Raw genomic sequence first — 24,211 nt, forward strand, 5'->3', positions numbered from 1 at the left:
CTTGCCTTGTCCGAACATGCCATATCCTCCCGCTATCTCAAGATGCCGCATGCCGGGAAAGGCGTGGCGGTCGGGCTGTTCGGCGGTTCGTTCAACCCGCCGCATGCCGGCCATGCGCTGGTCGCCGAGATCGCACTCAGACGCCTTGCGCTCGATCAGCTGTGGTGGATGGTGACGCCCGGCAATCCGCTCAAGAATGCCGGAGACCTGGCGCCGCTGGCCGAGCGGCTGCAGCTATCCGAAAAGATCGCGAAGAATCCGAAGATCAAGGTCACCGCATTCGAGGCGGCCCACCGCGTCCGCTTCACCGCCGACACGCTGGCGCTGGTCAAGGCGCGTAACCCGGGCGTCGATTTTGTCTGGATCATGGGCGCCGACTCGCTTCGCGACTTCCACCGCTGGCAGCGCTGGCGCCGCATCGTGATGACGTTTCCGATCGCGGTGGTCGACCGGCCGGGTGCGACGCTGTCGTTCCTGTCGTCGGTGGTCGCCAAGACCTTCGACTATGCCCGCGTCGACGAGGGCGATGCGCCGCGGCTCGCCCGCATGGGCGCGCCGGCCTGGACCTTCATCCACGGCCCGCGTTCGTCGCTGTCGTCGAGCGCGATCCGCAAGGTGGCAAAGGGATAGGAGTCTCCTTCTCCCCTTGTGGGAGAAGGTGGCCGAGCGAAGCTCGGTCGGATGAGGGGTGCTGGAATGATCGCTATCTTGAAGAACTAAGCACTTAAAATCCCTCGGTCTTTTTACGCTGCATTTCTTCCAGCACCCCTCATCCGTCTCGGCGCTGCGCGCCGATCCACCTTCTCCCACAAGGGGAGAAGGCAAGTCCGGTGATGTCGCTTTTGCCGCTGCCTTGACCTGCTTGATGGGCGATCCTCGGTCATGACGATTCTCGAGCGCGACCAGGACAAGAACGGTCTAGGGCAGCCGGCGCCGTCGATCGCCATTGCCAGCATCCTTTTGTCGATGGCGCTGATCGCCGTCGGCAATGGGCTGATGTTCGCCTATATCCCAGTCCGGCTCGGCGCCGAGGGCTTCGATCCGACATGGGCGGGGCTGATCGTCACCGGCCTTTCGGCTGGCGGCCTCGCCGGCTGCATCCTGACCGGGCCGCTGGTGCGGCGTGTCGGCCATGCCCGCGTGTTCATGGTGCTGTCGGCACTGATCGTGCTGTCCAACGCCGCGGTCGGCGCCGGGCCGCACCCATTGCCATGGATCGCTGCACGGGCACTCTACGGCTTTGCCATATGCGGCCTGTTCATTGTCGCGCAGAGCTGGCTGAACGATGTCGTCGCCAACGCCATCCGCGGCCGGGTCATGGCTATCTTCTACGTTGCCTACGTCGCCGGGCTCGGCGTCGGCTACTCGACGCTGGCGTTGGTCGATATCCGCGCGGCCGACGCGCCGCTGATCGGCATTGCCTTCACCGCGCTGTCGATCCTTCCCGTCGGGCTGACGCGGCTTGCGCAGCCGCCGGCGCCGCAAGCGGCGTCCGTGGCGCTTGGCCGCGCCTGGCGGATCTCCCCGGTCGGCGTTGCCGGCATGCTTGCCGTCGGCGGCCTGTCGATGACGATCTCGGGTTTTGCGCCGATCCATGCCACGGCCAAGGGCTACAGCCAGGCCGACGTCGCCTTGCTGCTTTCGGCAATGCCGGTCGGCACGCTGATCCTGCAGATTCCGCTCGGCTGGATTTCCGACCGCACCGACCGGCGCTTTGTGCTGATCGCTGCGTCGGCGCTTGCCGCCGCGGCGGGCCTGTTTGCCCTCGGTTTCGACGGCGGCGCGCTGGCGGCGCTGCTTGTCATCTATGTGGTCTGGGACGGCGCCTCGGAATCGATCTACTCGCTGGCCAGCGCCCATGCCGGCGACCGCGCCGGCAAGGACGACATGGTGGCGCTGTCGAGCTCGCTTTTGTTTGCCTGGTCGCTGTCCGGCTTCGTCGTACCCGGCATTGTGACCGGACTTTCCGCCGTCTACGGCACGCAGGCCTTCATCTATGTGGCAATCGTCATTGCCACCGCCTACTGCCTGTTCGTTCTCTGGCGCGTCGTCATGGTGCGGCCGGTGCCCGCCACCGAGACCGGCAGTTTCGCGCCGATGACGGCGCAGGCGCCGTTGCCTGTCGATCTCGCCTTCGCGCCCGAAGATCAGCGCGGGCGCGGAGAGCTTTGAGGGCCATCTGCCGGCCGGCTTAAGATGCTCTATTGCCGCGTGGCAGAGGCATCCGGCTGCGGCGCTTTCGGCGCCGGCGCCGGGATTGAAAGGCCTTCGGCATCGAACGCCTGCTTGACGCTCTTGGTGAGGTCGATCTGGGCGGCGAAGAAATCGGCAGCCGCCGTCCAGTAGCGCAAGGTGATGGCGACGGTGCTGTCGCCGACAGTCGCGACAAAGGCGATCGGCGCCGGCTGCCGCCTGACGCGCCGGTCGGCGGCGGCGACACCGAGCATGGTCTTCTGCGCAAAATCGATGTCGTTCCAGGAGCCGATGCTGAGCGTGATGTCGCCGCGGCGCACACCGTTGCGGGTGAAATTGCGGACCGGCTGGTTCCACAGGGTCGAGTTGGGTGCAAGCACGTAGACGCCTTCGACCGTCCTCAGCGTTGTGGCAAACAGCCCGATCTCCTCGACGGTGCCGGATATCGCGCCGACTTCGACATATTCGCCGATGCGGAACGGCCGCAGCGCCAGGAGCATGATGCCGGCGGCAATGTTCTGCAGCGTGCCTTGCAGCGCCAGGCCGATGGCCAGGCCGGCGGCACCGATAGCGGCAATGATCGAAGCCGTCTGCACGCCGAACTGGCCGAGAACCATGATCACGACCAGTCCCAGGATGGCGTAGCGGACGACCTGCGAGAAGAAATGGCGGAGCGTTTCGTCGAAGCCGCTGATATGGCCGAGGCCGGCATAGATCGAACGCTCGGCGAGGCCGGCGACGATGTAGCCGATGACCAGCAGGATGACGGCGCCGACCGCCGAAAGCGAGTAGGAGACGATCAGCGTGCTGAGTTGCGCCAGGCCGGATTGCACGGTGAGGAGGGCGTTCTGGGGATCGATCGGCATGTCGGGATTCCGGTTCGTGGATGAGCCGATAACCGCTGCGGGGCGAGGCGGTTCCGATTTTCTGGCCCGAAAAGCCGGATATTCGGCCGCTGCCGGGTGCCTGCTTGCGAGCGGTGTCTTGAAACTGCAACCTAACTCTGCCTATCTAAGCAGTGTCACCTGATTTCAGAGGTGATTTGGTTGTTCTTGCTGCGAAAGGAAATACACTGAGAACAGCACTGCGGAAGAAGGCCGACATCGTGCCTTCGCCGGCCGGGATCAGCGTAAACGACGCCGTGTCCCGCGCCATCAAGACAGTCCTTGCCAGTCTGGAAGACTCCAAGGCCGAAAACATCGTCTCAATCGACATTCAGGGGAAATCGAGCCTCGGCGACTACATGGTCGTCGCGTCGGGCCGATCGCACCGTCATGTCTCGGCTGTTGCCGATCATCTCCTCAAGGCGCTGAAGGATGCCGGGCTCGGCACGGCGCGCGTCGAGGGGCTGGCTGGCGCCGACTGGGTCCTGATCGATTCGGGCGACATCATCGTCCATGTCTTCCGTCCCGAGGTCCGCGACTTCTACAATCTCGAAAAGATGTGGCAGGCGCCCGATCTCGAGGAGGAGACCCTCCACTGAGCCGTATTCGTCTTGATGTATGTCGTCGTTCGACATGCATCAGCGGCTCTTCGAGGCAGGGATGAAGATTACGGTTCATGCCGTGGGCCGAATGAAAGCCGGCCCCGAGAAGCAGTTGGCCGACCGCTATTTCGAGCGTTTTGCCAGGAGCGGTCCTGCCGTAGGCCTCGAATTCGCCGGGATCGTCGAGATTGCGGAAGGTCGCGCGCAGACAGCCAATGAGCGCCGGCGCGAGGAAGGCCAGAAGCTGCAGACGCACTTGCAACCGGGCACGGCGCTGATGCTGCTGGATGAGCGCGGCAAGAACCTTTCCTCCGAGGATTTCGCCGGCCGCATAGGTTCGCTGCGCGATGGCGGGCGCAAGGCGCTGGTGATCGCCATTGGCGGCGCCGACGGCCATGACCAGTCGCTGCGCGACCTGGCTGATCTGACGGTGTCGCTCGGCGCGCTGACCTGGCCGCATCAGCTGGTCCGCGTGATGCTGGGCGAGCAGCTTTACCGGGCGGCCACTATCCTTTCCGGTCACCCCTACCATCGTTCATGAAGTCGGCTCCGTCGGCGAATTGATGCCAGCCGCCCGGATTTTTGCCCCAATGCTCATCGACAGTTTGGGCTCATGGGGTTTGCGGATGGCGGCCGGGGCTCGAACATGGTTGATGGTTCGTTAACGAAGCCGCGCATAGAGTTAGGCTTCAATGTCTGAAGACTGGAAATCACGAACGGGCTCCTGGCGCGTGCGCTACGGCATCGCCGTGGCGACGATCGCGCTTTCGCTCGGCGTCGCGCGGGCCGAGAACACGCTCGACCTGGCGCCCGACCCGGACCAGAGCCGCGCCGAATACGAAAAAGTTTCGAAAGAGATCACGCTGTCGTCCGAGCGGCTGGCCAAGCTCGCCGCCGACATAGCGGCTGTCAAGAAGGACCACGCCTCGATCACCGCGGCGCTGATCCAGTCGGCGATGACCGAGCAGAAGCTCGGCCGGGACATCGAGGACATTGGCGGCAAGCTGGAGGGGCTGAAGGCGCAGGGGCAGAAGATCCGCGCCTCACTGGCCGCCAGACGCGACGTTCTGGCCGAAGTGCTCGGCGCGCTGCAGCGCATGGGGCTCAATCCGCCGCCGGCGATCCTGGTCAAGCCGGAGGACGCATTGTCGTCGGTGCGCAGCGCCATCCTGCTCGGTGCCGTGGTGCCGGAACTGCGCCAGCAGACCGACATGTTGCTGGCCGACCTCAAGGAGCAGTCGCGGGTGACGGCCTCGATCGAGGCCGAGCGGGCGCGGCTGACGGCAGCTGTCGGCGAGCAGGCGACGGAAAAAAAGCGGCTCGGCATGCTGCTCGAAGCCAAGCAGAAGCTCGCCGCCGATACGCAAACCGCGCTGGCCGCCGAAAAGCAACGGTCCGCGATGCTGGCGGCCAAGGCCGGCAGCCTGAAAGAACTGATCGCCTCGCTCGAGGCCGACAGAGCCCGCAAGGCGGCGGATGCGGCCAAGGCAGCCGAGCAAAAGACGGCCGACGCCGACAAGGGCCCGGCATCGGCTGCGGCGCCGACGGAATTGGCCTCGCTGCCGGTGCCGGAGAGCAACAGGCTCACCGCTGCCGCGCCGTTTTCCGCGCTTCAAGGGCAGATCGCGCTGCCGGTCACCGGCAGGATCAAGCGGCGGTTCGGGGCCAACGACGGTAACGGCGCGATGATGCTCGGTGACATGGTTGCGACACAATCGGGAGCCATCGTCACAGCGCCGGCGGATGGAAATGTGCTTTATGCGGGGCCTTTCCGCTCTTACGGTCAACTCTTGATCCTGAATGCGGGTGACGGCTATCATGTCGTCCTGGCGGGGATGAGCAGAATCAGCGTCGCGTCTGGCCAGTCGGTGCTCGCAGGTGAGCCGGTCGGCGCGATGGGAGAGGCCCGGGTGGCGAGCACCTCGGCATCGAAGAATGGAAATGCCACGCCGGAGCTCTATGTCGAGTTCCGCAAGGATGGAAAACCCGTCGATCCGGCCCCATGGTGGGCGGACCGTTTTTCTGGAAGGACGTGAATGATGCGGAAACTGTCGCTTCTGTTTGCCGGTGCGCTGATGGGTGCATCGGCGATGAGCCTGGTCTATGGCGCGCCCGGCTCGACAGCGAAAGCTGCGGGCTCCGAGACCTATAAGCAACTGGCGATCTTCGGCGATATCTTCGAACGGGTACGGGCGAATTATGTGACGCCGCCCGACGACAAGTCGCTGGTCGAAAATGCCATCAACGGCATGCTGTCGTCGCTCGACCCACACTCCTCCTACATGAATGCCGAAGAAGCGCAGGACATGCGCGTGCAGACCAAGGGCGAATTCGGCGGCCTCGGCATCGAGGTCACCATGGAGAACGACCTGGTCAAGGTGATCACGCCGATCGACGATACGCCGGCCGCCAAGGCAGGCGTGCTCGCCGGCGACTATATCGCCAAGATCGACGGCGAGGAGGTCCGCGGCCTGACGCTCAACGATGCTGTCGAGAAGATGCGCGGGCTGGTCAATACGCCGATCAAGCTCACCATCCTGCGCCAGGGCGCCGACAAGCCGATCGAACTGACCGTCGTGCGCGACATCATCAAGGTCAAGGCGGTCAAGTTCCGGGTCGAAAACGACATCGGCTACATGAAGATCACCTCCTTTACCGAAAAGACCTATGACGACCTCGAGAATGCCATCGACACCATCAAGAAGCAGGTGCCGAACGACAAGCTCAAGGGCTACGTGCTCGACCTGCGCCTCAATCCGGGCGGTTTGCTCGACCAGGCGGTGAGCGTGTCGGATGCCTTCCTCGACCGTGGCGAGATCGTCTCGACGCGCGGCCGCGACCCGAAGGACGTCACCCGCTTCGACGCGCGGGCCGGCGACGACATCGGCGGCAAGCCGCTGATCGTGCTCGTCAATGGCGGCTCGGCCAGTGCCTCGGAAATCGTCGCCGGCGCGCTGCAGGATCTGCGCCGCGCCACGGTGGTAGGCACGCAATCCTTCGGCAAGGGTTCGGTGCAGACCATCATCCCGCTTGGCGAGAACGGGGCGCTGCGGCTGACGACGGCGCTCTATTACACGCCGTCCGGCAAGTCGATCCAGGGCAAGGGCATCACGCCCGACATCAAGGTCGACCAGCCGCTGCCGGCGGAACTGCAGGGCAGGGACCTGACGCGCGGCGAATCGGACCTCAAGGGCCATATCAAGGGCGCCGACGAAAGCACGACCGGTTCGGGTTCGGCAGCCTATGTGCCGCCGGAACCGAAGGACGATTTGCAGCTCATCTATGCCGAGCAGCTGCTGCGCGGCCAGAAGACCGATCCGGCGTTCCCGCCGAATCCGCAAAAGGCCGTGTTGAACCAGTAAGGGCGGGCAAGCCGGGCCAAACAGGTCTGGCTGCCTGAACGAAGCGATGCGATGCTGCCGGGGCCGCGAGGCTCCGGCAGTTTGATTCGGGGGCCGCGGCCGGCATGCTGCGCGTCCAGTGAAGCAAGGGGACGCGCCGACATTTTGGATTTTGCGCCTCCGGAGAAGGTTTACTTCGGGGATGCACGCCGGGGGTGCGGGCTTGGCTGATATCGGCAAGGACATAGAACGACCTCTCGGACAGGCGATCCGGCTGCCGCGCTCAGGCAGCGGGATCAGCGCCGGTGCGGTCGCGGCCGCGCTTGTCGTGCTGTCCGTGGTCGGCGTCTCCAGCGCCATCGCCTTGCGAGACAAGCCGTTCCGGAAGCTGCAAGAAGTAGTCGTTTCGACGCCGAAGACGCCGGCGGCGGATACCGCCGCCGCGCCCGCCAAGGCGACGCCCGAAATGGCTGCGCCAAGCAACGCAAGTGGGGCCAACGCAAGCGGGCCGAAGACGGGCGGTCCGCAGATCATCCATGTCCAGACCGAGGGGGGCGACGGTCCACCCGAGGCCATAGTCATCCGCGACCCTTCGACGATCGGCCAGAACCTCAGGATCGCGCATATTCCCGACAAGGCGCTGGTCGAGGCCAGCGAAACCGGTCCGTTGCCGATCCGCGCCGCCGACGGCAGGCGCCCGTTCGATGTCTATGCGCGGCCGTGGTCCGGGGCTCGCGGTGCACGCGTGGCGCTCGTCATCGGCGGGCTTGCCGTGTCGCAGACCGGCACGCAGGCAGCCATCGCCAAGCTGCCGGCGGAAGTGACGCTGGCCTTCGCGCCGCAAGGCAACAGCATCGGCCGCTGGATGCAGGTGGCGCGGCAGAGCGGCCATGAGGTCATCATGCAGGTACCGCTTGAGCCGTTCGATTATCCGAACGTCAATCCCGGCCGTAACACGCTGACCGTGGCTGCAACGCCGGACGAGAATTTGAAGAATTTACGCTGGGCGCTGTCGCGAACGACCAACTACACCGGCGTCATGAACTATATGGGCGCCCGCTTTTCGGCCGACGCGACGGCGATGGGGCCGTTGATGGCCGAGCTTGGCAAGCGTGGTCTGGCCTATGTCGACGACGGTTCGTCGGCGCGCAGCCTGGCACCCGAACTGGCGCAGAAGGACGGCGTGCCGTTCGTCGGCGGCGATACGGCGATCGATGCGGTGCAGGACCGCGGCGCCATATTGAAGAAACTGGATGGGCTGGAAGCGACGGCACGGGCGAAAGGGTTTGCCGTCGGCATCGGCTCGGCTTTCGACCTGACGGTGGATACCGTGTCTTCCTGGGTGACCGAGGCCAAGAAGCGTGGCATCGAGATCGTGCCGGTTTCGGCGGTGGCCATAGATCCGGAAAAAGGCTGAGATGGCAAAGAACAAGCTCGTTGACCCCGAGACGCTGCCCTACCGGCCCTGCGTAGGGGTGATGGTCCTCAATGAGGCCGGCCTGGTCTGGGTCGGCCGTCGCATTGCCGAGCCGGACAGCGAATTCGCTGGAACGACGCAGCTCTGGCAGATGCCGCAGGGCGGCATCGATGATGGCGAGGAGCCGCTGCCCGCGGCGGCGCGTGAACTTTACGAAGAGACCGGCATGCGCTCGGTGTCGCTGCTGGCCGAGGCGCCGCACTGGATCAAATACGACCTGCCGGCGCATCTGGTCGGCGTCGCCTTCAAGGGACGATATCGCGGCCAGACGCAGAAATGGTTTGCCTTCCGTTTCCACGGCGACGAAACCGAGATCGCGATCAATCCGCCGCCGGGTGGCCACAAGGCCGAGTTCGACCGGTGGGCGTGGCGGCCGATGCTGGAATTGCCGGGCCTGATCGTGCCGTTCAAGCGCAAGGTCTACGAAGACGTGGTGGCGGCGTTCCGGCACCTGGTGGCGTAGCCGCCGGCCTTCCGTTAAAACAGGTCGGCATGAACGACATCTCCAGCAAATCTCTTCCGCCGACCGTCACCCTGGGCGAACCGATCAGCGAAGCCGCGGCAGGGGCGATCCTGACCATCGATCTCGGCGCCGTCCGTGAGAACTACCGGCGGCTGAAGGCGCGGCTGGGCGGCGTCGGCTGTGCTGGAGTGGTCAAGGCCGACGGCTATGGGATTGGCGCGGCGCCGGTGGCGGCGGCGCTGATGGGTGAGGGCTGTAATACTTTCTTTGTTGCGCATTTGGCCGGCGGCATCTTGCTGCGCAAGGCGCTCGGCTCAGACCCGGCCATTTATGTGCTGAACGGCATTCCGCCGGGTGCGGAAAGGGAAGCGGTTGCGGCAGGGCTTTGCACCGTACTCAACAGCGCCAGCCAGCTCTCGGCATGGCGTGAAGCGGCGGGGCGGGTGGGCCGCAAATTGCCAGCCGCCGTCCAGGTCGACAGCGGCATGTCGCGGCTCGGCATGACGCCATCCGAGGTGAAGACAGTCGCGCAGGATCCGCAGGCTTTCGACGGTGTCGAACTGACGTTCGTGATGAGCCATCTCGCCTGCGCCGATGAACCCGAGCAGCCGGCCAACGAGCGGCAGCGGCTGGAATTCGAACGGCTGCGCCGGATGCTGCCGGAAGCGCCGGCTTCCTTTGCCAATTCATCAGGCATTTTTCTCGGGCAGCGCTATCACTACGACCTCGTTCGTCCGGGTGCCGCTCTCTATGGCGTCAATCCGACGCCGGCGAAGGACAATCCGATGCTGCCGGTGGTGCGATTGCAAGCCAAGGTCATCCAGACGCGGATATTGGAGGCCGGCGCCGGTGTCGGCTACGGTCACACTTTCCACACCAAGGCTCCGCTTGCCGCGGCTACGATTTCGCTCGGCTATGGCGATGGCTGGCATCGACGCGCCGCTTCCTCCGCCTGGCTCGAAAATGTGCGGCTGCCCTTCGTCGGCCGGGTTTCGATGGATTCGATCATCCTCGACATTTCCGCATTGCCGCCCGGCAGGCTGAAGGCCGGCGACCTCGTCGAACTCATTGGACCGTCGTCGCAGACGGTGGACCAGGTAGCCGGCCAAGCCGGCACCATCGGCTATGAGGTCTTGACCAGCCTCGGCCACCGTTTCCACCGGCGCTATGTGAATGGCTAGGACGCAAGGTTGTTGTCCTCACGCATGTCTTTTCCCTAAGCATCGGCACTTGGCTGACGCCACAGAATCCGGCAGACATGAGGCGGCGATGATCCCGGTCTCGAATCCCGACGAGATGCCGCCGCGGAGAACCAAACGATGAAGATCTTCGTGCTGGGCGGCGGCGTGATCGGGGTCACCACCGCCTATTTTCTTGCCGAGGCCGGTCATCAGGTGACGGTGATCGATCGCCAGAAAGGCCCGGCGCTGGAAACCAGCTTTGCCAATGCCGGCGAGATCTCGCCCGGCTATGCCTCGCCCTGGGCCGGGCCCGGCGTTCCGCTGAAGGCCATCAAATGGCTTTTGATGAAGCACGGTCCACTGGTGGTGCGACCGGCCCTCGATCCGCATATGTGGATGTGGCTGGTCAAGATGCTGCGCAATTGCACGGCTGAACGCTACGCGCTGAACAAGGCGCGCATGGTGCCGCTGGCCGAGTACAGCCGCGACACGCTGAAGGCGCTGCGCGAGGCGACCGGCATCGCCTATGACGAGCGCGCCAAGGGCACGCTGCAGCTCTTCCGAACGCAAAAGCAGCTCGACGGCGTCGGCGGCGATGTCGAGGTGCTGAAGGCCTATGGCGTCCCCTACGAGGTCCTCGACCCCGACGGCTGCATTGCGGCCGAGCCTGGGCTGGCCGGCGTGCGCGAAAAATTCGTCGGTGGCCTGCGGTTGCCCGGCGACGAAACCGGCGACTGCAAGATGTTCACCGACAGGCTTGCCAAGCTTTGCGCGGTACGCGGCGTCACCTTCGAATACGACACGGAGATACGGCGCGTCGTCAAGAAGCGCGATCGCATCACCAACGTCAGCACCAGCAAGGGCTGGATGGTCGCTGATGCCTATGTGATGGCGATGGGCAGCTATTCGGCACGGTTCATGCGCATGCTGAAGCGGCCCATCCCGGTCTACCCGGTCAAGGGCTATTCGATCACCCTGCCGATCAAGGACGCCGCCGCCGCACCGGTCTCGACCGTGATGGACGAGAGCTACAAAGTAGCGATCACCCGGCTCGGCGACCGTATCCGGGTCGGCGGCACGGCGGAGATTTCCGGCTTCGACCTGCGGCTGCACGAATCGCGGCGGCGCACGCTCGAACATTCGGTCGGCGACCTGTTTCCGGGCAGCGGCGACATGCGATCGGCGACCTTCTGGTGCGGGCTGCGGCCGATGACACCCGACGGGCCGCCGCTGATCGGCCGCACCGATTTCTCCAATCTCTATCTCAACACCGGCCATGGCACACTCGGCTGGACCATGGCCTGCGGCTCGGCCAAAGTTCTGGCCGACATCATCTCCAGCCGGGTGCCGGACATCGACGTCGGCGATCTCGGGCCCGGACGATACGCCAAGTAAGACGCCCACCAGCTAAGACAGCCAGCGGCCGGCAGGCTCACGCAAACAAACCCCTGTCCCGTTCGACGGCCTTGGTAATGAAGCTCGCGACGACCTGGACGCGGCGCAGCGGCCTGACCGATTCATGATAGACCAGCCAGTAGGCGCGGCGTATGGGTGCGACGATATCGAGAGGCACCAGCTCCGGCATCGAGCGGGCAACGAAGGTGTGCAGGATGCCGATGCCGGCGCCGGAACGCACTGCTTCGGCCTGGCCGAGCGCGGAGGAAATAGCGAAGCTGGTGCGCCAGTCGGGGCTGAATTCGGCCGCGTAGTCGAGCGAGCGACTGACGATCAGGTCCGGCACGTAGCCGATCAGCGTATGCTGGCCTAGCTCGGCGGCGGTTCCGGGCAGGCCATGGGTGTCGGCGTAGGCCCGCGACGCGAACAGGCCGAGCGTGTAGTCGACCAGCTTTCCCGCCACCAGGCGGCCTTCCGTCGGCCGTTCGACGGTGATGGCAATGTCGGCCTCGCGCCGGGACAAAGAGAAGGAGCGTGGCACCGGCACCAGCTGGATGGTGAGCTCACGGTGCAGAGCGGTCAGCGCGCCGAGGCGCCTGGCCAGGAAGGCGACGCCAAAGCCATCCGGCGCGCCGATGCGCACGGTGCCCGAGACGTCGTCGCCTTCGCCTGAAACGGTCGAGCGCGCGGCGATCATGTCGCCCTCCATGCGTTCGGCAATCTCGAGGAAACGCTCGCCCGCCGGCGTCAGCTCGCTGCCGGTGGTAAGCCGGCGAAACAGTTTTGTCCTGAGCGCATCCTCGAGGGCGGCAATGCGGCGCGAGACGGTCGCGTGATTAAGCTCCAGCCGCCTGGCGGCGCCGAGGATCTGGCCGGCCCGCGCTACGGCAAGGAAGATACGGGCATCATCCCAGTTCATGAGGGTGGTCCTGGCGATAACGATCAAAACCGCGTTCCTTCGCGCCCCCCTCTGTCCTGCCGGACATCTCCCCCTCAAGGGGGGAGATTGGCAGTTTCGCCGCAGGCGTCTTTCTTGCCGCGGTGAAGATTTCCGAAGGCGGGCGTGACAGCCAATCTCCCCCCTTGAGGGGGAGATGTCCGGCAGGACAGAGGGGGGCGGTGAAGGAACTCAATCTCAATCCTTGCTGCTGGGGACCTGCATTCTTCCTATTTGCGAGAATTGATGCTCTGCCGTCAACCGCTATCTATTCTCCGCACAACGGTTGCGTTTTCGCTCGCGTTGCCATCGCTCCCGCAAAGGCGGACAATGCCTCATCACGAACCAGGGAGAGAGACCATGATCGAATACGGTCATTTCATCGGCGGCAAGCGCGTCGCCGGAACCAGCGGCCGCAAGCAGGACGTCATGCAGCCGATGGACGGCACGGTGCGCGGCACGGTGGCGCTGGCTTCGCAGGCGGAATTGCGCGCGGCGGTCGAAAACGCCAAGGCCGCACAGCCCGGCTGGGCGGCGACCAATCCGCAGCGACGCGTACGCGTCCTGATGCGGTTCCTCGAGCTGGTCGCCAAGGAGTATGACGCGCTGGCCGAGATATTGGCGCGCGAACACGGCAAGACCATCGCCGACGCCAAGGGCGACATCCAGCGCGGCCTCGAAGTGGTCGAGGTCTGCATCGGTGCGCCGCATATGATGAAGGGCGAGTTCACCGATGGCGCCGGCCCCGGCATCGACGTCTATTCGATGCGCCAGCCGCTCGGCGTCGTCGCCGGCATCACGCCGTTCAATTTTCCGGCGATGATCCCGTTGTGGAAGATCGCGCCGGCCATCGCCTGCGGCAATGCCTTCATTCTCAAGCCGTCCGAACGCGACCCGGGCGTGCCGATGCGCATTGCCGAACTGTTCATCGAGGCCGGTCTGCCGGCGGGCATCCTCAATGTCGTCAACGGCGACAAGGAAGTGGTCGACGCCATCCTCGACGATCCCGACATCAAGGCCATCGGTTTCGTAGGCTCGACACCGATCGCCCAGTACATCTATTCGCGCGGCTGCGCGGCCGGCAAGCGCGTGCAGTGCTTCGGCGGCGCCAAGAATCACATGATCATCATGCCGGATGCCGACATGGACCAGACCGTCGACGCGCTGATCGGCGCCGGCTACGGCTCGGCCGGCGAGCGCTGCATGGCGATCTCGGTGGCCGTCCCGGTCGGCAACGACACCGCCAACCGGCTGATGGAAAGACTGGTGCCGCGCGTCGAGAGCCTGAAGGTCGGTCCGTCGACGGATTCTTCCGCCGATTTCGGCCCGCTGGTCACGGCGCAGGCGCTGGAGCGGGTCAAGTCCTATGTCGACACCGGCGTCAAGGAAGGCGCCAAGCTGGTCGTCGACGGCCGCGGCTTTTCCATGCAGGGCTACGAGAACGGCTACTATATGGGCGGCTGCCTGTTCGACAATGTGACCGCCGACATGCGCATCTACAAGGAAGAGATCTTCGGGCCGGTGCTCTCGGTCGTTCGCGCACCGACCTACGAGAACGCCATCAAGCTCGCCAACGAGCACGAGATGGGCAATGGCGTCGCCATCTTCACCCGCGACGGCGACGCGGCGCGCGACTTCGCCTCGCGGGTTCAGGTCGGCATGGTCGGCATCAACGTGCCGATCCCGGTGCCGATCGCCTACTACACCTTCGGCGGCTGGAAGGCGTCCTCCTTCGGCGACCTCAACCAGCACGGGCCGGACGCGTTCCGCTTCTACACCAAGACCAAGACGGTGACGTCGCGCTGGCCGTCCGGTGTGAAGGACGGTGCCGAGTTCGTCATCCCGACGATGAACTGATCCAGATCGCAAACACTGAACGAGGCCTGGGCTCGGACCCGGGCCTTTTCGTTTGAACGTTAATGTGATGGAACCAAGAAGGCAGCAATCTTCTTAGGTTGCAGTCCTGCCGCGAAGGAGACGCTGGCAGATCAACCAACGGCGCTGGTGACGGCTCCGGGGGAAATGTCCGGCGCAAAGGAGGTGTCAGATGACACGTCTCATGGCGACTATAGCTTGCGCTGCGATGGCCCTTTCCGCCGTCCCGGCAATGGCTGCCGAGCAATGCGCGGCTCGCGCCGATATGGTCAAGGCGCTCGGCGAGAAGTTTCATGAAAACCCGAGCGCGGTCGGCGTCGTCAATCCGAATGTGGTGCTTGAAGTCTTCGTTTCCGACAAGGGCACCTGGACCATCCTCGCCAGCGACACAAAAGGTCAAAGCTGCGTGATTTCAGTCGGCGAAGGCTGGGAAAGCGCGATGACGACAGCGGCGCTGCCAGGCATCTGAACGATTTATCACGGGTCTGCGCGCCTCGGCATGGCCGCGCGGCCTGTGGCCCATTCTTTCGGCGACAACCGTAAAACGGATCTGCAGGCGCCCGCTTGGGCGCCTGCTTGCGCTTTTCCATTGCCGATACCATATATCGAGAACATAATGGGAACATCTGGAATCGTTCCCACCAATGGCAGACCGGAACACAGAAAGGAACGACGCGATGATGATGACGTCGGAACCGGCCTGGATCGCTCCGGCAAAATGAGGCAATCAAACCCCTCCTTTGCCGGAACGTGATGGCAAAGGAGGTGCCCTATGGCACGCAAATCGCTGTTGAGATGGGTGAAAACCCTGGTTTTTGCTGGCGCATTGGCGGTGGGTACGAACACCGCAGGCGCGCAATATCAATACTGCGTTGAACATGGCGAGATCGTCGCCCATTTGAGCGAGAAGTTCCAGGAAAGGCAGTTTGCTTTGGGGCTGATCGGTCATGAGGCGGTCATGGAAGTCTTTGTCGCCGAGACCGGAACCTGGACCATCGTCGTCACCGATATCGCTGGCAGAAGCTGCATCGTCGCGGCCGGCGACAATTGGGAAAACGTGATGGCCCTGCCCGGCCAGGGCGCATGACGAAATGGCAGGCTCAGCGCGTAGCAGCCGCCTCGGCATGGCCGCGCAAAAGCGCCATCAGCCGCTTGGCGTCCTTGGCCGCGGCCTCTTCGTCGCCGGCGAGGATCGAACGGATCAGCGCGACATGATGCTCGGCCGATTCGGCCAATCCGGTATCGGCCTTGTAGCGGAACCAGAAGCGACGGCTGTGGGTTTGCAAGGGTGCCGCCAGGCGCGCGGCGAACGGGTTGTCGGCAGCCAGCGCCAGCGCCTCGTCGAGCGCCTTGTCGGCCTGGATGAAGTAGAACACATTTTCCGAAATCACTGCCTTTTGCATGGCAAGGGCAGCGTCATGGAACAGGTCGGCGGCCTCGCGGGTAACGAAGCGGGCGGCCGAGCGGGCAAGCACCACCTCGACGCCACGGCGGGCGTCGAGGACACGCAGCCAGTCGCCGGGGTGGAGCGGCGCGATGGCGATGCCGGCGCGCGGCCGGACCTCGAGCAGCCCCTCCCAGGCCAGCCGCTGGATTGCTTCGCGAACCGGGGTGCGGCCGAGGCCGAGCCTGTCGATCAGCGCCCCCTCGGTGATGAAGCTCGCCGGCGCCAGTTCGAGAGTTACGATCATGTGCTCGAGCCTGCGGTAGGCCTTCGCGGTCGCCGGCTCGGAGCCCGGTCTGTCATATACCAATGCGACTTCTCCTGATATATTGTTGATATATCATATCAGATTCAATGTTGACAGCCGGCTTCTTAAGAAATATACGACTGATATATCAGATGGAGCGATCGACATGTGGGCCGGAGTCTTCCCCGCCGTTACGACCAAATTCACCGAGGACGACGGCCTCGACCATGCCGAGATGGAGCGCTGCTTTGCGCTGCAGATGGAGGCCGGCTGTGACGGCATCATCGTCTGCGGGTCGCTCGGCGAAGGCCCGATGCTGTCGCACGACGAGAAGATCGCGGTGCTGAAGAACGCGCAGAAGATCGCCGGCAAGAAACCGGTGCTGTTGACGGTCAACGAGGCCGGTACACGCGAGGCGGCGGCGATCGCGCGCCGCGCCGCCAAGGCGGGCGCCAACGGTTTGATGGTGGTGCCGAGTCCGATCTACCATACCAATGCCGAAGAGACGGTCGCGGCACTCAGCGCCGTCGCCGCGGCCGGCGACCTGCCGGTGATGATCTACTCCAACCGGCTTGCCTACCGCGTCGACGTCACCGTCGACCAGATGGAGGAGTTGGCGAAGGACCAACGCTTCGTCGCCATAAAAGAGTCCTCCGACGACATCCGCCGCTCGACCGAGATCATCAACCGCCTCGGCGACCGCTACGACCTGTTCACCGGCGTAGACAATCTCGCCTTCGAGGCGCTGTCGGTCGGCGCCATCGGCTGGGTGGCGGGCCTGGTCACCGCGTTCCCGCGCGAGACGGTCGCCATCTACCAGCTGATGAGACAGGGCCGTCGCGAGGAGGCGCTGAAGATCTACCGCTGGTTCCGGCCGCTGCTCGACCTCGACGTCTCGACCTATCTGGTGCAGAACATCAAGCTCGCCGAAGTGTTGGCGATCAACACCAACGACCGCGTGCGCATGCCGCGCCAGCCATTGTCGGGCGAGCGGCGCAAGGCAGTCGAAAAGATCGTCAGGGATGCGCTGGCGGTGCGGCCAGAGCTGCCGACATTCTGATCCAGTCGCTTTGAAGGCATTTGCAGATGTGCAGCGCGGCGCATGGCAATGAATGATAATGCTACGCTCGATGTCGCCATCATTGGTGGCGGCATCATCGGCATCTGCGCCGCCGCCTTTCTGGCAGAGGCGGGCCAAAATGTCACGATCTTCGATCGGACGGGGATCTGTGAGGAAACCAGCTCCGGCAATGCCGCTGCCTTTGCCTTCTCCGATGTGCTGCCACTCGCCCACAAGGGCATGATCAAGCAGTTGCCGAAATGGCTCGCCGACCCGCTCGGCCCGCTCAGCATCCCACCCGCGTATCTGCCGAAGCTGCTGCCCTGGCTGGTCCGCTTCTGGCGCGCCGGCCGAAGCGACCGCTATGAAGCCGGCCTTGCCGCGCAGGCCGGGATGATGAAGCTCGCCGAGGCGGAATGGATGGGCTTGCTCGACCGTTCCGGCACACGGCCGATGCTGCATGAGGACGGCTCGCTCGAACTCTACGACAGCGAGGCCGAGTTCAAGGCCTCGCTGACCGGCTGGGCGGCAAGGCAGCGCTTCGGCATCGGCTTCAGCCATGTCGAGGGGAGCGCTCTCACAGCCCTGCAGCCCGGTCTGTCGCCGCGCTTCGTCAAGGGAACGTTCGTGCCGGGGTGGAAAACCGTTGCCGATCCCAAGCTGCTTGGAAAGGCCTTGTGGGCCTATGCCGAGAGGTTGGGCGCCGGGTTCGAAAGGGCCCGGATCGAGCGTGTCAAGGCGGGACAGGACGGCGCGATCTTGACCACGGCCGACGGCACGCGGCGACGGGCGAAGCACGTCGTCATCGCTGCCGGGGCCTGGTCGCATCTGCTGGCGAGACATCTCGGCGACGGAATCCCGCTGGAGACCGAGCGTGGCTACAACACGACGTTGCCGAAGACTGCCTTCGATGTAAGGCGGCAATTGATCTTCTCCGGGCATGGCTTCGTCATCACGCCGCTCGAGACGGGCCTGCGCGTCGGCGGCGCGGTCGAACTCGGCGGCCTTGAGCGGCCGCCCAATTATGCGCGCTCGAAAGCGCTGCTCGAAAAGGCGCAGAAATTCCTGCCGGGACTGGATCCGGCCAATGGACGCGAATGGATGGGGTTCCGGCCGTCGCTGCCGGATTCGCTGCCGGTGATCGGGCGGTCGCAACAAACGCCGTCGGTGGTGTATGGTTTCGGCCACGGTCACCTCGGCCTGACCCAGGCTGCGGCGACCGGGCGCTTGATCCGCGAGCTCGTTCTCGGGCAGAATCCATCGCTCGATCTCGGCCCGTTCAGCCCGCAACGGTTTTGAGTTCGAAGACATTCAGTTGGGAGCCGGCATGGCCAAGAATTCCTTCTTCTGCATAGACGGCCACACCTGCGGCAATCCGGTGCGGCTGGTCGCCGGCGGTGGGCCTTTGCTCAAGGGCTCAACGATGATGGAGCGGCGAGCGCATTTCCTGGCCGAATATGACTGGATCCGCACCGGGCTGATGTTCGAGCCGCGCGGCCATGACGTGATGTCCGGCTCGATCCTCTATCCGCCGACGCGTGAAGATTGCGACATCGCCATCCTGTTCATCGAAACCTCGGGCTGCTTGCCGATGTGCGGCCACGGCACCATCGGCACGGTAACTTTTGCCGTCGAGCATGGGCTGATCAAGCCGAAGACACCGGGCGTGCTCAGGCTGGATACGCCGGCGGGCGTGGTCGTAGCGGAGTACAGCCAAGTCGGCGACTATGTCGAGGAGGTGCGCATCACCAATGTGCCTTCCTTCCTCTATGCCGAGGCACTGACGGTCGAATGCCCCGGGCTCGGCGAGATCAGCGTCGATGTCGCCTATGGCGGCAATTTCTACGCCATCGTCGAACCGCAAAAGACCTATCGCGACATGGCCGACCATTCGGCCGGCGAACTGATCGCCTGGAGCCCGGTGGTGCGGCAGCGGCTCAACGAAAAATATACCTTCGTGCATCCGGAGAATCCCGGCATCAATACGCTGTCGCACATATTGTGGACCGGCGCGCCGACCAACCCGCAAGCCGATGCCCGCAACGCCGTCTTCTACGGCGACAAGGCAATCGACCGGTCGCCCTGCGGCACCGGCACCTCGGCGCGTATGGCGCAGCTTCACGCCAAGGGCAAGCTTGGGGTCGGCGACGACTTCGTCCACGAATCGATCATTGGTTCGCTGTTCAAGGGCAGGGTCGAGGAAGAGGTCACCGTCGCCGGCAAGCCGGCAATCATTCCGTCGATCGGCGGCTGGGCACGAATGACCGGATTGAACACGATCTTCATCTACGACCGCGACCCGTTCGCGCACGGCTTCGTCGTCAAATAGAAAAAACACTGACGCAAGGGAAAGAGAGAGCGCAAGCGGATTGACGTCAACGGCGCAACGATCCCGCTCATCAACTTATTTTGACGGCGATTTCTTCGAAATGGAGCGCATGCTGCGATTGAATCGTCAAAGACATTGCGTTAGGCCAATGGTAGGGTCCGCGATGGTCCAGGGGGCGGACGGGAACAAAACGGGCAATCGAACGGCGTGCGGCGAAAACACGCATAATGATCGAAAAATCACGTTGCAATCCGGGCTCGAAACTTTACGACTAGGGGAAATACGAAAAGGAATGCGTCTGCATGGGCGACATTCCAGGGGAGCCACGACAGCATGCAGTATTTTGTCCAGCAGCTTATCAATGGGCTGACGCTGGGATCGATCTATGGGCTGATCGCGATCGGCTATACGATGGTCTACGGCATCATCGGCATGATCAATTTCGCCCATGGCGACATTTTCATGATCGGCGCTTTCACCGCGCTCATCGTTTTCCTTATCCTCGGTGCGTTGTTCTATTCGCTGCCGATCGTCGTTGCGCTGCTGATCATGATGATCGTCGCAATGCTGCTGACCAGCCTGTATAATTGGACGATCGAGAAGGTGGCCTACCGGCCTTTGCGCGGTTCATTCCGGCTGGCGCCGCTGATCACCGCGATTGGCATGTCGATTGCGCTGTCCAATTTCGTCCAGGTGACCCAAGGGCCGCGCAACAAGCCGGTCCCGCCAATGGTGTCCAAGGTCTACAACATCGAAGGCATCAGCGTCTCGCTGAAGCAGATCATCATCGTCCTGGTCACCATAGTCCTGCTGGCGCTGTTCTGGTACCTGGTCAACAAGACCTCGCTCGGCCGGGCGCAGCGCGCCTGCGAGCAGGACCGCAAGATGGCCGCACTGCTTGGCATCGACGTCGACCGCACCATCTCGATCACCTTCATCATGGGCGCCGCCCTTGCCGCCGTCGCCGGCACGTTGTTCCTGATGTACTACGGTGTGGTGGTGTTTTCCGACGGCTTTACGCCCGGTGTGAAGGCATTTACTGCCGCGGTGCTCGGCGGCATCGGCTCACTGCCCGGCGCCGTGCTCGGCGGGCTGATGATCGGCTTCATCGAGAGCATGTGGTCGGCTTATTTCTCGATCGACTACAAGGATGTCGCGGCGTTCTCGATCCTGGCGATCGTACTGATCTTCCTGCCTTCCGGCATTCTCGGCCGGCCAGAAGTCGAAAAGGTCTGAGATCATGGCGGTTACCGTGTCTCCGGAAAGCACCGTCGTCGCCACCCCGGTCCAGCGCGCCTTTCGCGAAGCGCTCTATGCCGGCGCCATTTCGCTTGGCCTGTTCGTGCTGTTCATCGGCCTGAAGACCGACCAGAACATCTCCAACGAACTGATCCTGGTGCAGCGCTGGGGCTTGCTCGCCGGCGTCGTGATCGCCACCATGGCCGGACGCTTCCTTTACGTCGCCTATGGCCAACCCTTCCTGGCGAACCAGAAGATCGTCGACGTCGCCACCGGCCTGCTGCCGGTCAGCCTGGCTTCGCGATTCTTCCGCTTTCCCGCGTTCATCGTGGCGCTCGCCGTCGCCGTTATTCTGCTCGCACTCAGCGGCTTTCTGACCGAGGCCTTAGGGCCGGAACTTTCCGATTTCGTGCGGTTCGTGCGGGCGCTTGCAATCATCTATGCGCTGGCCTGGCTGATTTATCATTTCCGGGCCTTCATTCATGCTCATTTCTCGGCATTGGGCATAACTGCACTGGCGCTCTACCCGATCGTGGTGGTGTTGGTGCTAGCGCTATATGCCGGGTCGATGGCCGCCGGTTTCCAGGGCTCGCTGAAATATGTCGACAATTACGGCATCCAGATCCTGATCTACGTGATGCTGGCCTGGGGGCTGAATATCGTTATCGGCTTGGCCGGCCTGCTCGATCTCGGCTATGTCGCCTTCTACGCCGTCGGTGCCTACGCCTATGCGCTGCTCGGCACGCATTTTGGCCTCTCCTTCTGGATCCTGCTGCCCGCCGCCGGCCTAATGGCTGCGTTTTGGGGGGTGATGCTAGGCTTCCCGGTGCTGCGCTTGCGCGGTGACTATCTGGCGATCGTGACGCTCGCCTTCGGCGAAATCATAAGGCTGGTGATCATCAACTGGCGCGAGGTGACCAACGGCTCGGCCGGGATTTCCGGCATCCCGAAGGTCTCTTTCTTCGGCCTGATGTCGTTCAACGTCTCCGATCCGAACTACATCTCGAAGGTGCTCGGCATCGCCCAATCGGGTGCCTACTACAAGATATTCCTCTACTATTTGATCCTCGGGCTCTGCCTGCTGACGGCCTTCGTCACCGTGAGGCTCAGGCGGATGCCGGTCGGCCGTGCCTGGGAAGCGCTGCGCGAGGACGAGATCGCCTGCCGTTCGCTCGGCATCAACACCACCACCACCAAGCTCACCGCCTTTGCCACGGGCGCGATGTTCGGCGGCTTCGCCGGCTCGTTCTTTGCCGCGCGGCAAGGCTTCGTCAGCCCGGAATCCTTCGTCTTCCTGGAATCGGCGATCATCCTCGCCATCGTCGTGCTTGGCGGCATGGGCTCGCTGGTCGGCATTGCCGTCGCCGCCATGGTGATGATCGGCGGCACCGAAGTCCTGCGCGAACTGGATTTCCTCAAGACCGGCCTCAGGTGGGGCAACACTACGGTCATACCCGGTTTCGGGTCCGGCTTCACGCCGGAACTGTATCGCATGCTGCTGTTCGGCATGGCGATGGTCATCGTCATGCTGTGGAAGCCGCGCGGCTTCGTCGGCAGCCGCGAGCCGACAGCTTTCCTCAAGGTGCGCAGGGCGGTGTCCGGGTCCTTCACCAAGGAGGGACACGGCTGATGAACGCGAGCCCCTCCATGAACAATGCCATCCTGCAGGTCGAGCATCTGTCGATGAAGTTCGGCGGTCTCGTCGCCATCGGCGACCTTTCCTTCCAGGCCAAGCGCGGCGAGATCACCGCGCTGATCGGTCCGAACGGCGCCGGCAAGACCACCGTGTTCAATTGCATCACCGGTTTCTACAAACCGTCGGAAGGCATGATCACGCTCAACCGGCGCGACGGCTCGACGTTCCTGCTCGAACGCTTGCCCAACCATGAGATCCCGGCGCGCGCCAAGGTGGCGCGCACCTTTCAGAACATCCGCCTGTTCTCGGGCATGACGCTGCTGGAGAACCTTCTCGTCGCCCAGCACAACAAGCTGATGAAGGCCTCCGGTTACACCATTCTCGGCCTGTTCGGCTTTAGCGGCTACAGACAGGCCTCGGCGGAATCGGTTGAACTGGCCGAGCACTGGCTGGAGAAGGCCGATCTTGTCGACCGCGCCGACGATCCGGCCGGCGATCTGCCCTATGGCGCGCAGCGGCGGCTCGAAATCGCTCGCGCCATGTGCACCGGGCCTGAGCTTCTGTGCCTCGACGAGCCGGCCGCTGGTCTCAATCCGAAAGAATCGGCGGGGCTCAATGCGCTGCTGATGGACATCAAGGACAACACCGGCACGTCGATCCTTTTGATCGAGCACGACATGGCGGTGGTGATGCAGATTTCCGATCACGTCGTGGTGCTCGAATACGGGCGCAAAATCTCGGACGGCAACCCGCAATCGGTGCGAACCGACCCGCGCGTCATCGCCGCCTATCTTGGCGTCGACGACGAGGAGGTCGAGACGGTGCTCACCGAAGTCGGCGACGAAGATGTCATCGAGCAATTGGATACGGGCCCGGATGCCGCCCACGGCCCAGGCACATCGTCTTCCTATCTCGCCGGACCGGTTGCCGACACGGTCGGCCACAGCGAGGGCGAGCGCGTCACCGTGTCGAAAGGTGCCTCGAAAGCCGGGCAGTTCGATGCGAGGTCGAGTGCCGCAGCAAGCAAGGCGGCAGCGCAGGCCAAAGCCAAACCGACGGCGAAATCTTCTGCCGCGAAATCCTCTGCAGCAAAGCCGGCCACCAAGGCTCCGGTGAAGCCGAAGACGCCGCGCGTCTCCAATCGGCGCGGAGGGCGCAAGTGATGGCCGGCACAACGCTGCTCGATATCAAGGGCGTTCAGACCTACTACGGCAACATCAGGGCGCTGAACGGTGTCGACGTCACCGTCAGGCAAGGTGAGATCGTAGCGCTGATCGGTGCCAACGGCGCCGGCAAGTCGACGCTGATGATGACCATCTTCGGTGCTCCCCGCGCCCGCGCGGGTACCATCACATTCGCCGGTACCGACATCACCCAACTGCCGACCCACGAGATCGCGCGCATGCGCATCGCCCAGTCGCCGGAAGGGCGCCGCATTTTCCCGCGCATGACGGTGATGGAAAACCTGCAAATGGGCGCCAGCCTCGACAACCTTGAGCATTATGACGAGGACGTCGAGAAGGTGTTCACGCTGTTTCCACGCCTGAAGGAACGCATTGCCCAGCGTGGCGGCACGCTGTCCGGCGGCGAGCAGCAGATGCTGTCGATCGGGCGCGCGCTGATGGCACGGCCGAAGCTGCTTTTGCTCGACGAGCCGTCGCTCGGCCTGGCGCCGCTGATCGTCAAGCAGATATTCGACGCAATCCGCGAGCTGAACCGGACTCAAGGCCTGACCGTGTTCCTGGTCGAGCAGAACGCCTTCGGCGCGCTGAAACTCGCCACGCGCGGCTATGTCATGGTCAACGGCAATGTGACGATGAGCGGCACCGGCAAGGAGTTGCTCGCCAATCCGGAAGTGCGCGCCGCCTATCTCGAAGGCGGCCATCACTGAGTTTCAGGAGGCATCAA

The 24,211-nt window shown here is 63.8% G+C and carries 22 protein-coding genes and 1 pseudogene; 20 read left to right on the top strand and 3 right to left on the bottom strand.

All coding sequences use genetic code 11. The annotated features are described in order from the left end of the window. The first annotated feature begins 42 nt into the window (after positions 1-42). A complete protein-coding gene (locus NKI29_RS13650) occupies positions 43-630 on the top strand; it encodes a nicotinate-nucleotide adenylyltransferase (RefSeq protein ID WP_352796565.1) in 588 nt (195 codons plus the stop codon). A 252-nt stretch (positions 631-882) separates the two neighbouring features. Beyond that, positions 883-2,172, top strand: coding sequence for an MFS transporter (locus NKI29_RS13655; protein ID WP_352696890.1), 1,290 nt, complete (start codon positions 883-885; stop codon positions 2,170-2,172). A 29-nt stretch (positions 2,173-2,201) separates the two neighbouring features. On the opposite strand, the gene NKI29_RS13660 is transcribed toward NKI29_RS13655, so the two are convergent. After that, positions 2,202-3,059 (bottom strand): mechanosensitive ion channel family protein, encoded by an 858-nt coding sequence (locus NKI29_RS13660; RefSeq protein WP_352569554.1) that lies wholly within the window; start codon positions 3,057-3,059, stop codon positions 2,202-2,204. A 239-nt stretch (positions 3,060-3,298) separates the two neighbouring features. On the opposite strand from NKI29_RS13660, the gene rsfS reads away from it, so the two are divergent. From rsfS to NKI29_RS13700, 8 genes are all read left to right on the top strand, one after another. Further along, on the top strand, positions 3,299-3,676 hold the full coding sequence (gene rsfS / locus NKI29_RS13665) for a ribosome silencing factor (protein WP_023678068.1): 378 nt from the start codon (positions 3,299-3,301) through the stop codon (positions 3,674-3,676). Positions 3,677-3,737: 61 nt separating this feature from the next. Further along, a complete protein-coding gene (gene rlmH, locus NKI29_RS13670; RefSeq protein ID WP_023678067.1) occupies positions 3,738-4,220 on the top strand; it encodes a 23S rRNA (pseudouridine(1915)-N(3))-methyltransferase RlmH in 483 nt (160 codons plus the stop codon). Positions 4,221-4,371: 151 nt separating this feature from the next. Beyond that, positions 4,372-5,715 (top strand): murein hydrolase activator EnvC family protein, encoded by a 1,344-nt coding sequence (locus NKI29_RS13675; RefSeq protein ID WP_352796495.1) that lies wholly within the window; start codon positions 4,372-4,374, stop codon positions 5,713-5,715. Further along, positions 5,716-7,041 carry a S41 family peptidase gene (locus NKI29_RS13680; protein ID WP_023678065.1) on the top strand — a complete coding sequence of 442 codons (1,326 nt, stop codon included), beginning with the start codon at positions 5,716-5,718 and terminating at the stop codon, positions 7,039-7,041. Positions 7,042-7,243: 202 nt separating this feature from the next. Next, entirely contained in the window at positions 7,244-8,437 is a 1,194-nt protein-coding gene (locus tag NKI29_RS13685) for a divergent polysaccharide deacetylase family protein (RefSeq protein ID WP_352754660.1), read from the top strand. A 1-nt stretch (position 8,438) separates the two neighbouring features. Continuing rightward, positions 8,439-8,960 carry an RNA pyrophosphohydrolase gene (locus NKI29_RS13690; protein ID WP_352574652.1) on the top strand — a complete coding sequence of 174 codons (522 nt, stop codon included), beginning with the start codon at positions 8,439-8,441 and terminating at the stop codon, positions 8,958-8,960. Positions 8,961-8,989: 29 nt separating this feature from the next. After that, positions 8,990-10,141 (top strand): alanine racemase, encoded by a 1,152-nt coding sequence (alr, locus tag NKI29_RS13695; RefSeq protein ID WP_352754659.1) that lies wholly within the window; start codon positions 8,990-8,992, stop codon positions 10,139-10,141. A gap of 138 nt (positions 10,142-10,279) precedes the next feature. Continuing rightward, positions 10,280-11,536: a D-amino acid dehydrogenase gene (locus tag NKI29_RS13700; RefSeq protein ID WP_502896693.1), complete on the top strand. Its 1,257-nt coding sequence runs from the start codon at positions 10,280-10,282 to the stop codon at positions 11,534-11,536. Positions 11,537-11,573: 37 nt separating this feature from the next. Here NKI29_RS13700 and NKI29_RS13705 read toward each other — a convergent pair whose 3' ends face one another. After that, positions 11,574-12,455 (bottom strand): LysR family transcriptional regulator, encoded by an 882-nt coding sequence (locus NKI29_RS13705; RefSeq protein ID WP_023678060.1) that lies wholly within the window; start codon positions 12,453-12,455, stop codon positions 11,574-11,576. A 378-nt stretch (positions 12,456-12,833) separates the two neighbouring features. Here NKI29_RS13705 and NKI29_RS13710 point away from each other — a divergent pair, with 378 nt between their 5' ends. The 3 genes from NKI29_RS13710 to NKI29_RS13720 all read left to right on the top strand — a co-directional run bounded on the left by NKI29_RS13710 (position 12,834) and on the right by NKI29_RS13720 (position 15,435). After that, positions 12,834-14,330: a CoA-acylating methylmalonate-semialdehyde dehydrogenase gene (locus NKI29_RS13710; protein ID WP_352471248.1), complete on the top strand. Its 1,497-nt coding sequence runs from the start codon at positions 12,834-12,836 to the stop codon at positions 14,328-14,330. Positions 14,331-14,520: 190 nt separating this feature from the next. Further along, positions 14,521-14,817 carry a hypothetical protein gene (locus NKI29_RS13715; RefSeq protein WP_023678058.1) on the top strand — a complete coding sequence of 99 codons (297 nt, stop codon included), beginning with the start codon at positions 14,521-14,523 and terminating at the stop codon, positions 14,815-14,817. A 303-nt stretch (positions 14,818-15,120) separates the two neighbouring features. Then, positions 15,121-15,435 carry a hypothetical protein gene (locus NKI29_RS13720; RefSeq protein ID WP_352569558.1) on the top strand — a complete coding sequence of 105 codons (315 nt, stop codon included), beginning with the start codon at positions 15,121-15,123 and terminating at the stop codon, positions 15,433-15,435. Positions 15,436-15,448: 13 nt separating this feature from the next. Here the strand turns inward: NKI29_RS13720 and NKI29_RS13725 are convergent, their stop codons facing one another. Further along, a complete protein-coding gene (locus NKI29_RS13725) occupies positions 15,449-16,039 on the bottom strand; it encodes a GntR family transcriptional regulator (RefSeq protein ID WP_502895519.1) in 591 nt (196 codons plus the stop codon). Positions 16,040-16,205: 166 nt separating this feature from the next. Here NKI29_RS13725 and NKI29_RS13730 point away from each other — a divergent pair, with 166 nt between their 5' ends. The 7 genes and pseudogenes from NKI29_RS13730 (at position 16,206) to NKI29_RS13760 (ending at position 24,194) form a co-directional block, all read left to right on the top strand. After that, on the top strand, positions 16,206-17,099 hold the full coding sequence (locus tag NKI29_RS13730; protein ID WP_352569559.1) for a dihydrodipicolinate synthase family protein: 894 nt from the start codon (positions 16,206-16,208) through the stop codon (positions 17,097-17,099). A gap of 48 nt (positions 17,100-17,147) precedes the next feature. Continuing rightward, a complete protein-coding gene (locus NKI29_RS13735) occupies positions 17,148-18,398 on the top strand; it encodes an NAD(P)/FAD-dependent oxidoreductase (protein ID WP_352569560.1) in 1,251 nt (416 codons plus the stop codon). A 28-nt stretch (positions 18,399-18,426) separates the two neighbouring features. Beyond that, on the top strand, positions 18,427-19,428 hold the full coding sequence (locus tag NKI29_RS13740; RefSeq protein WP_352634258.1) for a 4-hydroxyproline epimerase: 1,002 nt from the start codon (positions 18,427-18,429) through the stop codon (positions 19,426-19,428). 333 nt (positions 19,429-19,761) lie between these two features. Then, positions 19,762-20,664 carry a branched-chain amino acid ABC transporter permease gene (locus tag NKI29_RS13745; protein ID WP_023678052.1) on the top strand — a complete coding sequence of 301 codons (903 nt, stop codon included), beginning with the start codon at positions 19,762-19,764 and terminating at the stop codon, positions 20,662-20,664. Between the two features lie 4 nt (positions 20,665-20,668). Next, positions 20,669-22,297, top strand: a complete 1,629-nt coding sequence (gene livM, locus NKI29_RS13750) for a high-affinity branched-chain amino acid ABC transporter permease LivM (protein WP_352574662.1) — start codon at positions 20,669-20,671, stop codon at positions 22,295-22,297. Next, positions 22,297-23,457 (top strand): annotated as a pseudogene (locus tag NKI29_RS13755) (ABC transporter ATP-binding protein); the annotation flags it as partial. The gene livM and the pseudogene NKI29_RS13755, both read left to right, overlap by 1 nt. An 8-nt stretch (positions 23,458-23,465) precedes the next feature. Then, the gene (locus NKI29_RS13760) at positions 23,466-24,194 is read left to right on the top strand and encodes an ABC transporter ATP-binding protein (protein ID WP_352455032.1); all 729 of its coding nucleotides are present in this window, start codon (positions 23,466-23,468) and stop codon (positions 24,192-24,194) included. The last annotated feature ends 17 nt before the right edge of the window (positions 24,195-24,211 follow it).

Source organism: Mesorhizobium sp. M0678, assembly GCF_040320505.1.
Classification (GTDB): Bacteria; Pseudomonadota; Alphaproteobacteria; order Rhizobiales; family Rhizobiaceae; genus Mesorhizobium.

Coding starts and splice junctions, on each gene's coding strand:
- livM (WP_352574662.1), top strand. CDS start 20,669: ATGGCGGTTACCGTGTCTCCGGAAAGCACCGTCGTCGCCACCCCGGTC.
- NKI29_RS13710 (WP_352471248.1), top strand. CDS start 12,834: ATGATCGAATACGGTCATTTCATCGGCGGCAAGCGCGTCGCCGGAACC.
- NKI29_RS13725 (WP_502895519.1), bottom strand. CDS start 16,039: ATGATCGTAACTCTCGAACTGGCGCCGGCGAGCTTCATCACCGAGGGG.
- NKI29_RS13760 (WP_352455032.1), top strand. CDS start 23,466: ATGGCCGGCACAACGCTGCTCGATATCAAGGGCGTTCAGACCTACTAC.
- NKI29_RS13700 (WP_502896693.1), top strand. CDS start 10,280: ATGAAGATCTTCGTGCTGGGCGGCGGCGTGATCGGGGTCACCACCGCC.
- NKI29_RS13740 (WP_352634258.1), top strand. CDS start 18,427: ATGGCCAAGAATTCCTTCTTCTGCATAGACGGCCACACCTGCGGCAAT.
- NKI29_RS13650 (WP_352796565.1), top strand. CDS start 43: ATGCCGCATGCCGGGAAAGGCGTGGCGGTCGGGCTGTTCGGCGGTTCG.
- NKI29_RS13730 (WP_352569559.1), top strand. CDS start 16,206: ATGTGGGCCGGAGTCTTCCCCGCCGTTACGACCAAATTCACCGAGGAC.
- NKI29_RS13660 (WP_352569554.1), bottom strand. CDS start 3,059: ATGCCGATCGATCCCCAGAACGCCCTCCTCACCGTGCAATCCGGCCTG.
- NKI29_RS13690 (WP_352574652.1), top strand. CDS start 8,439: ATGGCAAAGAACAAGCTCGTTGACCCCGAGACGCTGCCCTACCGGCCC.
- NKI29_RS13675 (WP_352796495.1), top strand. CDS start 4,372: ATGTCTGAAGACTGGAAATCACGAACGGGCTCCTGGCGCGTGCGCTAC.
- NKI29_RS13655 (WP_352696890.1), top strand. CDS start 883: ATGACGATTCTCGAGCGCGACCAGGACAAGAACGGTCTAGGGCAGCCG.
- rlmH (WP_023678067.1), top strand. CDS start 3,738: ATGAAGATTACGGTTCATGCCGTGGGCCGAATGAAAGCCGGCCCCGAG.
- NKI29_RS13735 (WP_352569560.1), top strand. CDS start 17,148: ATGAATGATAATGCTACGCTCGATGTCGCCATCATTGGTGGCGGCATC.
- NKI29_RS13715 (WP_023678058.1), top strand. CDS start 14,521: ATGACACGTCTCATGGCGACTATAGCTTGCGCTGCGATGGCCCTTTCC.
- NKI29_RS13745 (WP_023678052.1), top strand. CDS start 19,762: ATGCAGTATTTTGTCCAGCAGCTTATCAATGGGCTGACGCTGGGATCG.
- NKI29_RS13705 (WP_023678060.1), bottom strand. CDS start 12,455: ATGAACTGGGATGATGCCCGTATCTTCCTTGCCGTAGCGCGGGCCGGC.
- alr (WP_352754659.1), top strand. CDS start 8,990: ATGAACGACATCTCCAGCAAATCTCTTCCGCCGACCGTCACCCTGGGC.
- NKI29_RS13680 (WP_023678065.1), top strand. CDS start 5,716: ATGATGCGGAAACTGTCGCTTCTGTTTGCCGGTGCGCTGATGGGTGCA.
- NKI29_RS13720 (WP_352569558.1), top strand. CDS start 15,121: ATGGCACGCAAATCGCTGTTGAGATGGGTGAAAACCCTGGTTTTTGCT.